The 12944-nt window shown below is 68.0% G+C and carries 12 protein-coding genes; 8 read left to right on the forward strand and 4 right to left on the reverse strand.

Going from position 1 to position 12944, the window contains the following annotated elements; all coding sequences use genetic code 11:
- The first annotated feature begins 156 nt into the window (after positions 1 to 156).
- The 3 genes from KBY66_RS05570 to fghA are packed head-to-tail and all read left to right on the forward strand — an operon-like array spanning position 157 to position 3730.
- Entirely contained in the window at positions 157 to 1755 is a 1599-nt protein-coding gene (locus KBY66_RS05570) for a glucose-6-phosphate isomerase (RefSeq protein ID WP_255088242.1), read from the forward strand.
- On the forward strand, positions 1752 to 2870 hold the full coding sequence (locus tag KBY66_RS05575) for an S-(hydroxymethyl)glutathione dehydrogenase/class III alcohol dehydrogenase (protein ID WP_261346817.1): 1119 nt from the start codon (positions 1752 to 1754) through the stop codon (positions 2868 to 2870). Before KBY66_RS05570 ends, KBY66_RS05575 begins: the two co-directional genes overlap by 4 nt.
- On the forward strand, positions 2867 to 3730 hold the full coding sequence (gene fghA, locus KBY66_RS05580; RefSeq protein ID WP_255088243.1) for an S-formylglutathione hydrolase: 864 nt from the start codon (positions 2867 to 2869) through the stop codon (positions 3728 to 3730). The genes KBY66_RS05575 and fghA overlap by 4 nt, the downstream gene beginning before the upstream one ends.
- On the opposite strand, the gene leuS is transcribed toward fghA, so the two are convergent.
- Entirely contained in the window at positions 3714 to 6329 is a 2616-nt protein-coding gene (gene leuS, locus KBY66_RS05585) for a leucine--tRNA ligase (RefSeq protein ID WP_255088245.1), read from the reverse strand. The genes fghA and leuS overlap by 17 nt on opposite strands.
- A gap of 81 nt (positions 6330 to 6410) precedes the next feature.
- Entirely contained in the window at positions 6411 to 6632 is a 222-nt protein-coding gene (locus KBY66_RS05590) for an Hfq-related RNA-binding protein (protein ID WP_255088246.1), read from the reverse strand.
- Between the two features lie 31 nt (positions 6633 to 6663).
- Between KBY66_RS05590 and dapF the strand changes: the two genes are divergently transcribed.
- From dapF to dacB, 5 genes are all read left to right on the forward strand, one after another.
- Positions 6664 to 7725, forward strand: coding sequence for a diaminopimelate epimerase (dapF, locus tag KBY66_RS05595; RefSeq protein WP_255088311.1), 1062 nt, complete (start codon positions 6664 to 6666; stop codon positions 7723 to 7725).
- Positions 7706 to 8878, forward strand: a complete 1173-nt coding sequence (locus KBY66_RS05600) for a cysteine desulfurase family protein (RefSeq protein WP_255088247.1) — start codon at positions 7706 to 7708, stop codon at positions 8876 to 8878. The genes dapF and KBY66_RS05600 overlap by 20 nt, the downstream gene beginning before the upstream one ends.
- Before the next feature lie 47 nt (positions 8879 to 8925).
- Positions 8926 to 9624, forward strand: coding sequence for a DUF1995 family protein (locus KBY66_RS05605; RefSeq protein ID WP_255088248.1), 699 nt, complete (start codon positions 8926 to 8928; stop codon positions 9622 to 9624).
- Between the two features lie 84 nt (positions 9625 to 9708).
- A complete protein-coding gene (locus tag KBY66_RS05610; RefSeq protein WP_255088249.1) occupies positions 9709 to 10236 on the forward strand; it encodes a DUF4330 domain-containing protein in 528 nt (175 codons plus the stop codon).
- 1 nt (position 10237) lies between these two features.
- Positions 10238 to 11527 (forward strand): D-alanyl-D-alanine carboxypeptidase/D-alanyl-D-alanine-endopeptidase, encoded by a 1290-nt coding sequence (gene dacB, locus KBY66_RS05615; RefSeq protein WP_255088250.1) that lies wholly within the window; start codon positions 10238 to 10240, stop codon positions 11525 to 11527.
- Here the strand turns inward: dacB and KBY66_RS05620 are convergent.
- Both KBY66_RS05620 and coaD read right to left on the reverse strand, forming a co-directional pair.
- Positions 11502 to 12431: a hypothetical protein gene (locus tag KBY66_RS05620; RefSeq protein ID WP_255088251.1), complete on the reverse strand. Its 930-nt coding sequence runs from the start codon at positions 12429 to 12431 to the stop codon at positions 11502 to 11504. The genes dacB and KBY66_RS05620 overlap by 26 nt on opposite strands.
- Positions 12424 to 12924 carry a pantetheine-phosphate adenylyltransferase gene (coaD, locus tag KBY66_RS05625; protein WP_255088252.1) on the reverse strand — a complete coding sequence of 167 codons (501 nt, stop codon included), beginning with the start codon at positions 12922 to 12924 and terminating at the stop codon, positions 12424 to 12426. Before coaD ends, KBY66_RS05620 begins: the two co-directional genes overlap by 8 nt.
- Positions 12925 to 12944: the final 20 nt, after the last annotated feature.

Raw genomic sequence — 12944 nt, forward strand, 5'->3', positions numbered from 1 at the left:
GGCTCTGTCCATCACGAACGTTTCAGCACCGCTGGCCAAAACAGCTCGCCGGCAACGCTGATCACCGCCTTGGTGACCCAGCCGACCCGTCTGCTTTCGCTCAAACGAATTCACGGATAGGTTCAGCCGCACAACCCGATGCGAGATCCTGGGCGGATGACGCTTGTCGACTTCAATCCGCACCAGCCTGACGCACTCTGGGAGCGATTCTCTGCCCTCCTGTGGCATCACGAGTCACTCGGCATCTGGCTGGATGTCAGCCGGATGGCCCTGAATCAATCCCATTTCGAAGCGCTTGGCCCCCGCTTCGAGCAGGCCTTCGCCGCCATGGCAGCCCTCGAAGCCGGGGCCATGGCCAATGCCGACGAGCAGCGGCGAGTGGGCCACTACTGGCTGCGCGCTCCCCAACTCTGCCCGGACCCCCACGAAGCTGCCTTGATCCAGGCAGAAATCGAGCGGATCGAGCGCTTCGGCAGCGATGTGCTCGGCCAGCGGCTGGCGGCACCCGGCGGGGCCCCCTTCACGGACGTTCTCTGGATCGGCATCGGCGGATCCGGCCTGGGTCCCCTGTTGATCCTGCGCGCCCTGCAGCAGGAGGGGGTGGGGTTGCCGTTTCACTTCTTCGACAACGTGGACCCGCAGGGTTACAGCCGCACCCTGGAAAGCCTTGGCGAGCGGCTGCTCACCACCCTGGTGGTCGTGGTCAGCAAGTCGGGTGGCACCCCCGAACCCCGGATCGGCATGGAGCAGGCCAGGGCACGGCTCGAAGCCATCGGTGGATGCTGGGCTGGACAGGCCGTCGCCATCACCATGGCGGGCAGCCCCCTCGACCAACGGGCCGAGCAGGAGCAGTGGCTGGCCCGCTTCGACATGTTTGATTGGGTGGGAGGTCGCACCAGCATCACCAGCGCCGTCGGTCTGCTGCCGGCGGCGTTGATCGGTGCCGATCTGCGGGCGTTCCTGGCCGGTGCCGCCGAGATGGACCAGGCCACCCGGGTGGCCGACGCCGCCACCAATCCCGCCGCCTTGATGGCTGCCGCCTGGTACGCCGCCGGCGATGGCCGGGGTCAGCGGGACATGGTGGTGCTGCCCTACCGGGACCGGCTCGAAGTCTTCAGCCGTTACCTGCAGCAACTGGTGATGGAGTCGTTGGGCAAGCGGCTCGATCGCGCCGGCCAGGTGGTGCATCAGGGCATCGCCGTCTACGGCAACAAGGGCTCCACCGACCAGCACGCCTACGTGCAACAGCTTCGCGACGGGCTCGACAACTTCTTTGTCACCTTCATCGAAGTGCTGACCGATCCCGCCGACATCACCCCGGTCGATGGCGAATCTCCCGGCGACTTTCTCGCCGGCTTCCTGCAGGGCACCCGATCGGCCCTGAGCGAAGGGGGCCGCCAGTCGATCAGCCTCAGCCTGCGTCGCTTCGAGGCCCGCAGCCTCGGCGCCCTGATCGCCCTGTTCGAGCGGGCCGTCGGGCTCTATGCCGAACTGGTGAACATCAACGCCTACGACCAGCCGGGCGTGGAAGCGGGCAAGAAAGCGGCCGCCATCATCCTCGACCTGCAAAGCCAACTCGAGGCCCTCCTGGCCGATGGCGAGGGCCGCAGCCTGGCGATGATCCAGGCCGCCCTGGGCACCGAGAGTCCCGAGTCGATCTTCTGGATCCTCCGCCATCTCTGCGGCAACGACGGGGGCTACGGGGCCGAGGGATCCTGGGCCCAACCCGCCACCCTGGTGTTCCACAAGCGATGATCCGATCCAGAGCTGCCGTGGCCTGGGCCGCCGGACAACCGCTGGAGATCACCACCATCGATGTGGAACCCCCCCGCACCGGCGAGGTTCTGCTGAGGGTGGTGGCCACCGGCGTCTGTCACACCGATGCCTTCACCCTCTCCGGTGAAGACCCCGAAGGCCTTTTCCCCGTGATTCTCGGCCACGAGGGGGGTGCCGTCGTGGAGGCCCTGGGCCCTGGTGTCAGCAGCTTGGCGGTGGGCGATCACGTGATCCCGCTTTACACACCGGAGTGCCGCTGTTGCAAATTCTGCCTCTCGGGGAAGACCAATCTCTGCCAGGCCATCCGCAGCACCCAGGGGAGGGGACTGATGCCGGATGGCACCAGCAGATTCTCCAAGAATGGCCAGCCGATCTTCCATTACATGGGAACCTCGACCTTCTCCGAATACACGGTGGTCCCGGAGATCGCCGTGGCCAGGATCAACGACCAGGCCCCACTCGAGAAGGTGTGCCTGCTGGGCTGCGGAGTGACCACCGGCATCGGCGCGGTGCTCAACACCGCCAAGGTGGAAGCTGGCGCCACGGTGGCCGTGTTTGGCCTCGGCGGCATCGGCCTGGCGGTGATCATCGGTGCGGTGATGGCCAGGGCCGGCCGCATCATCGGCATCGACACCAACCCGGAGAAGTTCGCGATCGCCCAGGAGCTTGGCGCCACCGACTGCCTCAACCCGAAGGACTGTGATCAGCCGATTCAGGAGGTGATCGTGGCGCTCACCGAAGGCGGGGTGGATTATTCCTTCGAATGCATCGGCAACGTGGCGGTGATGAGGGCGGCCCTGGAGTGCTGCCACAAGGGCTGGGGGGAGTCCACGATCATCGGCGTGGCGGGGGCCGGCCAGGAGATTTCCACCCGTCCCTTCCAGCTGGTCACCGGGCGGGTGTGGAGAGGGTCGGCCTTCGGCGGGGTGCGGGGTCGCACCGAGCTGCCCGGGTTTGTGGAGCGGTTCCAGAACGGCGAGATTCCCCTGGAGCGGTTCATCACCCACACCATGGGTCTGGGGGAGATCAACCACGCCTTCGATCTGATGCGTGAGGGCAACAGCATCCGATCGGTGATTCATTTCGCCGCTTGAGGGCCTGCGTGCTCCAGCTACTCAGCGAGAATCAGTGCTTCGGCGGGGTCCACCGCCGCTATGGCCACAGCTCCAGCGTGCTGAATTGCGCCATGGAGCTGGCCGTGTTCCTGCCTCCCCAGGCGCTCTGCGGCCGACCCGTCCCGGCGCTCTACTGGCTCTCCGGGCTCACCTGCACCGACCAGACCTTCATGCAGAAGGCGGGTGCCCTCCGCCTGGCAAGCGAGATGGGCCTGGCGCTGGTGGCCCCGGACACCAGCCCGCGGGGTGACACCGTTCCCACCGATCCGGATGGCCACTGGGACTTCGGAGTGGGGGCGGGGTTCTATCTCAATGCCACCGCGGCGCCCTGGTCGGCCCATTACCGCATGCACGATTACGTGGTGCAGGAACTGCCGGAACTTCTGGAGGCGGAGCTGCCCCTCTGCCCATGGCGCGGCATCAGCGGCCATTCGATGGGTGGCCATGGCGCCCTCGTCTGCGCCATGCGCAACCCCGGCCGCTACCGATCGATCTCGGCCTTTGCTCCGATTGCCCATCCATCCATCTCACCCTGGGGGGAGAAAGCCTTCCGCCACTATCTCGGACCCGATCGCGCTTCCTGGAGGGAGTGGGATGCCTGCGAGCTGATCGCCACAGCCAGGGAGCGGCTGCCATTGCTCGTGGATCAGGGCACGGCTGATGACTTTCTGGAGGCTCAGCTCCGCCCCCAGGCGCTGGAGCGGGCTGCGGCTGCCGCCGGCCATCCCCTCACCCTGCGGCTGCAGGAGGGCTACGACCACAGCTACTTCTTCATCCAGAGCTTCATCGACGACCACCTGCGCCATCACGCCAGGGAGCTGCTCAGGGAACCAGGTTGACGAGCTTGCCGGGCACCACGATCACCCGCCTGGGCGGTTGGCCGTCGAGCCATTTGCGGGCGATCTCGCTGCCCAGGGCGAGCTGCTCGAGGGTGGCGGCGTCGGCGTCGGCGGGCACCTCCAGGTTGCCGCGCACCTTGCCTTTCACCTGAATCACCAGGGGAATGGTGGCCTGCACCAGGGCGGCGGCATCGGCGCTGGGCCAGGCCTGCCGGTGCACACTCGCCTTGCCACCCAGGCGCTGCCAGAGCTCCTCGGCCAGGTGGGGGGCGAAAGGAGAGAGCAGCACCAACAGGATGCCGAAGGCTTCGAGAGCCACGGGTTCGCTGGCGGCCTCCACCAGGCTGCCCATCACGTTGCTGAGCTTCATCAGCTCGGCCACGGCCGTATTGAACTGATAGTGGCCGTCCGCCAGATCGTCACTGATCGCCGCGATGGCGGTGTGGGCCGCCCGGCGCAGCTCCTGGTCCGCAGCCGACAGCGCCCCGGAGCCGGAATCGGGTTCACCGGCGTTGCCGGGAGGGAGCCCGGCAAGGTTGAGTCCACGGCCGACCGCTCCGTCCACCAGCCGCCAGATGCGTTGCAGGAAGCGGTACTGCCCTTCCACATCGGCGTCATCCCACTCCAGATCCTTCTCCGGTGGTGCTTTGAACAGGATGAACATCCGGGCCGTGTCAGCGCCGTAGCGGTCGATCACCACGCCGGGCTCCACGCCGTTGTGCTTCGACTTCGACATTTTCTCGAAGAACACCTCCAACCGCTCGCCATTGATCGGATCGCGGGGGTCCGCGGGATCACCCACCTCGGCCGGGGCGATGTACTGGCCGCTGCGGGGATTCTTGTAGGTGAGGGCCTGGACCATGCCCTGGGTGAGCAGGCGGCGGAAGGGTTCATCGAAGCTGAGCAGACCGCGATCGCGCAGCACCTTGGTGAAGAAGCGGGAATAGAGCAGATGAAGGATGGCGTGCTCGATGCCACCGACGTACTGGTCCACCGGCAACCAGCGATCGGCCTCCTCCCGGCTGAACGGCAGGGCCGTGTTGTGCGGATCGCTGAAGCGCAGGTAGTACCAGGAGGAACAGATGAACGTGTCCATCGTGTCGGTTTCGCGCCGGGCGGGCTGCCCGCAGCTGGGGCAGGGAACGTTGACCCAGTCGCTCAGCTGGGCGAGGGGGGAGGCCCCCTTGCCACTGAAGGCCAGGTGGCGCGGCAGCTCCACCGGTAACTGCGCATCCGGCACCGGCACCACGCCGCAGCTGTCGCAGTGGATCACCGGAATCGGGCAGCCCCAGTACCGCTGGCGGGAGATCAGCCAGTCGCGCAGCCGGAACTGCACCCGCTCCTTGCCCCAGCCCTCCCGTTCGGCCAAGGCCACGATCGCCTGCTTGGCCTGCCCAGATGGCAAACCATCGAAGGGGCCCGAGTGGATCAACACCCCCGGCTCGGTCCAGGCGCCACCTTCGTAGGCGTGCTCGTCGGCCCCTTCCGGCACGATCACCTGCCGCACGGGCAGCTCGTACTGCCGCGCAAACACGAAGTCCCGTTGATCATGGGCGGGTACGCCCATCACGGCGCCGCTGCCGTACTCGGCCAGGACGTAGTCGGCGATCCATAGCGGGATCCTCTCGCCATTGAAGGGGTTGCGGCCGAAGGTACCCAGAGGCACCCCCCGCTTCGGCTTGTCCTCCGCGGTGCGCTCCTGGTCGCTCTGGCGGTTCACAGCGGCGCCGAAGGCCTGCACCGTGTCCTGCTGGTCGTCCGCCGTGAGCGAGGCCACCAGGGGATGGTCGGGCGCCAGCACCAGGTAACTCACTCCGTACACCGTGTCAGGGCGGGTGGTGAACACCGTGATCGAGGCTCCGGTGGGTTGGCCCGCCGGATCGATCACCGGGAAGGCGAGCTCGGCTCCCACCGAGCGACCGATCCAGTTGGCCTGCATGGTGCGCACCCGCTCCGGCCAGCCGTCGAGCTGGTCAAGGTCGTCGAGCAGGGCGTCGGCGTACGCGGTGATGCGCAGGAACCACTGGCATAACTTGCGCTTCTCCACGATCGCGCCGGAGCGCCAGGAGCGGCCATCGCTGTCCACCTGCTCGTTGGCGAGCACGGTCTGATCGACGGGATCCCAGTTGACCGAGGCTTCTTTGCGGTAGGCCAGACCCGCCTCGAGAAACTGGAGGAAGAGCCATTGGGTCCAGCGGTAGTAGTCGGGGTGGCAGGTGGCCAGCTCCCGGTCCCAGTCGATCGAGAGGCCCAGGCGCTGCAGTTGACGGCGCATCTGATCGATGTTGCGCTCGGTCCAGTCGCCCGGATCCACCCCCCGCTCGATGGCGGCGTTCTCGGCCGGCAGACCGAAGGCATCCCAACCCATCGGCTGCAGCACGTGACGTCCGCGCAGGCGCTGCAGCCGGGCGATCACATCGGTGATCACGTAGTTCCGCACATGGCCCATGTGCAGAGTCCCCGATGGGTAGGGAAACATCGACAGGGCGTAGAACGTGTCCCGTTCCGGATCGTCGATCGGGGTGGAATCCAGGCTTTCGGCCTGCCAGTGGGCCTGCCAGCGGGATTCGATCTCGGCGGGGGCGTAACGCACGGCCATGGTTCAGGCTCGGCCGCTTCGATCAGCCATTCGTTCTTGCGATTGATCGTGCCATACCCCTGTCCGCTCCCATCCCTGCCGTCAGGCCAGCGGGCGGATCACGGCCAGTGCCTTGCGGCCCACCAGCATCAGGGGACTGTCCCGGTCGGGGCGGAGGGCCAGAAACTCCGGATCCTGCCACTGCAGCGAGCCCCCCAGGCGGGTTCCGTCGACCAGCTGGACATGCAACGGGGTGTGCTCCCGAATCCAGTCCTGGAGTTGCCGCACACCGGGCAGACTCGGATCGAGGCTGGGGCTCTCCATAGGATCAGGGTATGTGGATGCTGCGGAGATGATGCTGGCCTTCAGCAAGTACCAGGGGCTGGGAAACGATTTTCTGATGCTTGATGGCCGCGAGGGCTCCGCGGCCGACGACGCCTTCGGGCTGAACCCCGACGCGGTTCGCCGCTTGTGCGACCGTCGCTTCGGCGTTGGCGCCGATGGTGTGATCCTGGCCCTCCCGCCCGAGCACGACGGGGAGCTGCGCATGCGCATCTTCAATGCCGATGGCAGCGAAGCCGAAATGTGCGGCAACGGCATTCGCTGCCTGGCCCGCTTCCTGGCCGACAGCGATGGCGACGGCACTGGCCGCCAATGGCAGGTGGAGACCGTGGCCGGCCGGATCGTGCCCGAGCTGCTGGACGACGGAACCGTCCGGGTGGACATGGGCGAGCCCTTCCTCGAGCCCACGGCGGTGCCCACCACCCTGCCTCTGGGCCCGGCCGGGCTGCCCCAGGGCGTGCTGGAAGCCGATGGCATCCGTTTCGCCGTGGCGGCGGCCGGCATGGGCAACCCGCACATGGTCATCCCAGTGGAGTCGGTTCAGGCGGTGGAGTTGGAGCGCTTCGGGGCTTTGCTGGAGGTGGATCCCTCCTTCCCTGCTCGCACCAACGTGCATTTCGTTGAGGTGCTGGCCCCCGATCACCTGGAGATGCGGATCTGGGAGCGGGGTGCAGGACCCACCCTGGCCTGCGGCACCGGTGCCTGCGCCGTTGTGGTGGTCTGCCATCGCCTCGGCCTGAGCGGTCCGGAGGCCCTGGTGGAGCTGCCGGGAGGGACGCTCCGGATCCGCTGGGACCAGACCAGCAACCACCTTTTCATGGACGGTCCCGCCTTGCCCGTGTTCGATGGCGTGGTGGCGCCTGAGCCAGCGGAGCCAGCGCCCGGCATTGATTGTTCCGTCGCCTGCGCCCAGGGTTGCCTTCAGCCCGACGACTGCCCCAGTGCCGAGGCCCGGGCCAGGGTGGAAGCCCTGCTCAGCAGCCACTCCCTCGACGACCTGGTCGCGATGGCCGCCGGCTCGCTCGAGACCCGCAGCCGAGCCCGGCTGGAGCGCAATGAATCCCCCAGTCCCTGAGGGGTTCCTGTATCTCGACGCCTGCGCCAGCTCGCCGCCGGCCGAATCGGTGCTGTCGGTGATGGCGGCGGCCCAGGCCATCGCCTGGGCGAATCCCTCCAGCCTGCACGGCTTCGGCCTGGCCGCTGCCGATTGCCTGGAACGCAGCCGCCAGGCAATCGCCGCCAGTCTGGGCGCCGACGACGCCCAGGTTGTTTTCTGCTCCGGAGGCACCGAAGCGGCCCATCTCGCCCTGCGGGGTGCGGCGGCCAGCCTGGTGCCGGGGCGCTTGGTGATCTCGGCGGTGGAGCACCCGGCCGTGGCGGCCGCCGCCCACGGACTGGAGCGGCTCGGCTGGCAGGTGACGGTCTGCCCGGTCGATCGGTTCGGCAGGGTGAAACTGGAGGCCCTGATCGCGCTGCTGGCACCACCCACCCGCCTGGTGTCGGTGATCTGGGGCCAGAGCGAGGTGGGAACCCTGCAGCCGATCGAGGCGATCGGCGCCCTCTGCCGCTCCGCTGGCGTGCTGTTTCACACCGACGCGGTGCAGGTGGTGGGGCATCAACCGATCCGTTTCGCGGACGTGCCCGTGGATCTGCTCAGCTTCACGGCCCACAAGCTTCAGGGGCCGCGGGGGATCGGCGCGCTGCTCGCCAGGCCGGGCCTGCACCTGCAGCCGTTGCTGGCGGGGGGCGGCCAGGAAGCGGGCCTGCGGTCCGGAACCGAACCGGTGGTGCTGGCGGCGGGGCTGGCCGAGGCCCTCCGCCTCTGCGACAGCCGGCTGGCTGAACACGGCGGCCTCGATCCGAGCCAGCCCCACCGCGACCGGTTGGCCAGGGCCCTGCTGGGCCAGCCGGGAGTGGCGATCAGCGGCTGCCCGCTGAAGCGGCTGCCCCACCACCTCAGCCTGCTGGTCGACGATGGTGCCGGCCGGCCGCTACCAGGCCGCCAGCTGGTTCAGGCCCTCTGGCGCCAGGGCGTGGCGGTGAGCAGTGGCACCGCCTGCCACCAGGGGTTGGCCGGCCCCAGCCCGGCGCTGGCGGCCATGGGGCTGGGGCCGGAGCGGGCGGCGAGCGGCCTGCGGCTGAGCCTCGGCCCCTGGCTCAGCGGCAAGGATCTTGAGCGGATTCCCGAGGCCTTTGCCCGGGCGAAGGCGAACGTGGTGGCGCGATGAAGGCGGCCTGTTCCCGGTAGGGTCAAGTCTTCAGGCCCCAGAACGGCGTGCTTCCTCCTGATCTGCGCAGCGCCGAAGCCCAGGCCCTGGCGGCACTCCAGGCGGCAATCACGGCCACGGCCAATGGCCGATGGACCGTGGAGTTCCGCTTCGAGGGCCTGAAGATTCTCCCGCTGGCCTTGCGCCTGGCAGGCGCCATGCAGCAGGCAGGGCTGGAGATGCGGCTTCTGTTTTCCGATGCGGGTGCCACCGCCCTGGCCCAACGGGATGGCCCCGATCTCGCCACCCGGATCGCCAGCCTGGCTGAGGCGTTGCGGGGGCAGGAGGAGGCCAATGCCGAGCCCTCCAAGGCGGTGCTGGTGCTGGTCGCCCCGTCCCTGGCCGAGTATGACTTAGCCGAGAAGGTTTGCATGGGCCACCCGGGCCCCGTGGTCCTGCTGAATGGGAATCTCGAGGATGCGGCCGTGGGCATCGGCAGCGTGGCCCGGGAGCGCCGCAAGGGCTTTCTGGCCACCTGGAGCTGCGCCTATGCCCTGGTCCCGCTGGCCGAGGCGGCCCTGATTCGGGCGTTTCCAGAGCCCTGGACCCTCTACCGCCGCGATGCCGATGGCTACCGGGCCGTGGCGAGCTTCGAGCACAAACCCGATGCCGAGCAGCAGTCCCTGGCGCTCCATCCCGACCAGACCCCCGGCGTGGCCGAGGGCCTGCAGGCCCTCGATCGCTTCCTCGGCAGCCTGAGCAACTGAGCCCAGATCCGCTCGCCGCATTGGCTGCCAGGGGGTGGTGGACCTTGGATTGTCTCCGTAAGCTTGCGTGTCTGGAGATGCTTGATGGCCCCCGAGCCCACCCCTGCCAAGCGGCGCTGGAGTCCGATCGATGTCGGAGCTGGAGTCGCCGTGCTGCTTGCCCTTGGCGGGGTGATCTGGAGCCCGAAGCTCAGTGGGGCCATCGCCCAGGCCACCGGTGCCATGCAGCCGGTCCTGGTCACGGTGGATGTGCGCGGTGCCTCGGTCGCCGATCCGGCGGCCCTGATCGCCGCCGCCCGCGCCGAAGGCAAGGTGAGCATCGTGATCCGCAATGAACCGCACGGCACGGTGAAGCTCAGGGAGCTGGTGCCCCTGCAACGCCGCCTGGTGGCGGTTCAGCCCAACGGCAGCGTCGTCACCGCCGTGGATCCGAACCAGGCTGTGTTCGGCACCCTCGATGCCCGCTTCGTGCTGGAAGGCCAGGGGCGCAAGACGGGGGGCGGCGTGGTGTTCGGCAACCAGAACCTCAAGATTGGCGCGCCGGTGGAATTGGAAGGCGCCCAGTACCGCTTCGGTGGCACTGTCAGCGCCCTGCGTCTGGAGAACACTTGAGATGGAACCAATCGTCGTGCTGAAGCCCTTGTTCCGGCGCCCCATCGCCCTCTCCCTGGGGCTTTCGCTGGGCGTGCTGCCGGCCGGCTCCCTGGTGGCCATGCCGGTCTCCAGCCTCCCCGTCGCAACGCCCCGGGTCGGCTTGCCCCAGCTTCAGGGTCAGGTCAGCTGTCCGGCTTTGCAAGCCAGGGTGGTGGGAATCCTGGGTGGTGAGGCCGGGGTGTGGAGCGTGTCCGTTGCCGATGGCACAGGTCGCTTGTTGGCCGACGTCAATGGCCTGCGCCCCCGGGTGCCCGCTTCGAACCAGAAGCTGATCAGCACCGCCTTTGCCCTCGACCGGCTTGGCCCCGACTACCGGCTCAGCACCAAGCTCTGGCGTCTGCCCGACGGCACCCTGCGGCTCACCGGAGAGGGAGACCCCGATCTGGCCCTGCCCCAGCTGCAGCGCTTCGCGAAACTGGCGCTCGGATCCGGTGGGGGGACCGGGCAGCCGGCCGCTCAGGTGCGCCTGGAGCTCGCCGAGGAACCGGCCCAGGCCTGGTGGCCACCGGGTTGGAATCCAGGTGATCGTTTCGAAGCCTATGGCGCGCCGATCACCCGGTTGGCGGTCACCAGCAACGCCATCGAGATGGCCGTGGCCAACCCCCCCAGCCGCCTGCAGCGGCTGCTGGGCAGCGAGCTCAACCGACAGGGTGGCAAGGCCAGCCAGCTGATCCTGGTCTCGGCCCAGACGCCAATCCCCCAGAGCAGCCTTCTGCTGCATGAGGAGCCCTCGGCGCCGATGCACAACCTGCTCAGCCTGGCGAATTCCGAAAGCCACAATTTCACCGCAGAGGTGCTGCTGCGCCAGGCCGCCGGCAGCTGGAACCTCCCCCAGAGCCGCAGTGCTGCCCTCCAGTGGCTCACGCAGCAGGGGCTGCCGATGCAGGGCATCGTGGTGATGGATGGCAGTGGGCTGGATCGCTCCGACCGGCTCACCAGCCGCTTCCTCACGGCCTTGCTGCTGCGGATGGCCGAGCACCCGTATGCCAACAGCTACCTCGCTTCGATGTCGGTGGCGGGCAAGCGCGGAACCCTGCGCAACCTCTACAAGGACACCAGCCTCGAGGGCCGTTTCCGCGGCAAGACCGGAACCCTCACCGGGGTTCGTGCCATCAGCGGCATTCTCGACACCAGCGATGGTCCCCGATACGTCAGTTTGATTTCGAACGGAGCGGGATCGCCGAACACCACGATCGGCCAGGTGCTGCGCCAGGCTCAGATCGTCAGCCTCTGCCAGCCACCTGCTTGAGGCGGGAGGCGGCCCGACGGGCCCTGCTCATAGGCGCTTCCTTGCGGCCAGGCTCGGCCGTTTCGGATTCCGCGGTTTCGCTCGTCTGGATCCGCCCCAGCTCCCGACGGCCGGCCAGCACCACCTTGCTGAGTTCACAGAGGCGGGATTCCAGTTCCCCCAGCACCTGCTCGGCATAGTGATTGGCCCCATCCTGTACTGCGCCGGACTCCTGGCGGCTGCGGCTGATCAGCGCCTCGCATTGCTGCTGGGTCTGCTGCCGGAACTGCAGGGCATCGTTGTGGAGCCGCTCGGCTTCGGCCTGGCTCTCCCGCTGGATGCGCAGGCCCTCCTGGCGGATCTGCTCCAGTTCCTGGAGGCTCTGCTGGCGGGCGCGGTCGTGCTGCTCGCCCAGCTGCCGCTTGACCTCCACGTACTCCTGATCGAGTTGCTGCCGCCGCTGCATCGCCTCCTGCTCCAGCTGCTGGCGCCGGGAGCTGAACTGCTGCTCCATCTGGGCCAGCCGTGCCTGGTGCTCCTGCTCCGCCTGGGCCACCTGCTGGCGAGCGGTGAGCATCATCTGCTCGCACTGCTGGCGGGCCTGCTCCCGCAGCTCGCCCACCTGGCGTTCAGCCTCCTGGCGGATGGCGGCCGAATTGATCAGCTGCTCCCGTTCCCGCTGGGCCTGGGCCAGGATCTCCTCGGCCTGCTGGCGGGCCTTGGCGATGAAGCTCTCTCGCTGGTTGAGCAGCTCCTCGGCCTGGCTGAGCTGGCCGGGCAGGGCCTCCCGGACCGCATCCATCAGTTCGATGGCATCTTGTTCGTTGACCAGGCGGCCACCACTGAACGGAATGCGGCTGCCCTCCAGCACGATCTCCTCGAGTTGATCGAGCTGATCGAGCACGCTGATCCGGGCTTCAGCCATGGGTGGGGGGCGGTGACCTCCGATTAAAGAGCCTGGAGAGATCCTCCGCCACTCCACTTGGCACCATGTGACGCACGTCGCCGCCGAAGCGCGCCACCTCCTTCACCACGCTGCTGCTCAGAAAGCTGTGGTGGGCAGCGGTGGCCAGAAAAAGGGTTTCCACCTCCGGCGCCAGGCTGCGGTTGGTGTGGGCGATCTGCAGCTCGAACTCGAAGTCGGTCATGGCCCGCAGACCCCGCAGGATCACGGCCGCGCCGCAGCGTCGGGCGAACTCCACGGTGAGTCCGTCGAAACTGCTCACCTCCACGGCCTCCAGGTGGGCGGTGGCGCAGCGGATCTGCTCCAGCCGCTGGCCCAGCGGGAAGCTGGGCTGCTTGTCAGGGTTCTGCAACACCGCCACCACCAGGCCATCGAACAGCCGGCTGGAGCGCTCGATCAGGTCGAGATGCCCCAGGGTCAGGGGATCGAAGCTGCCTGGATAGAGGGCCTTCATCAAGCGGAATCCTATGGACA

It is taken from the genome of Synechococcus sp. Tobar12-5m-g, assembly GCF_024345415.1.
Classification (GTDB): Bacteria; Cyanobacteriota; Cyanobacteriia; order PCC-6307; family Cyanobiaceae; genus Regnicoccus.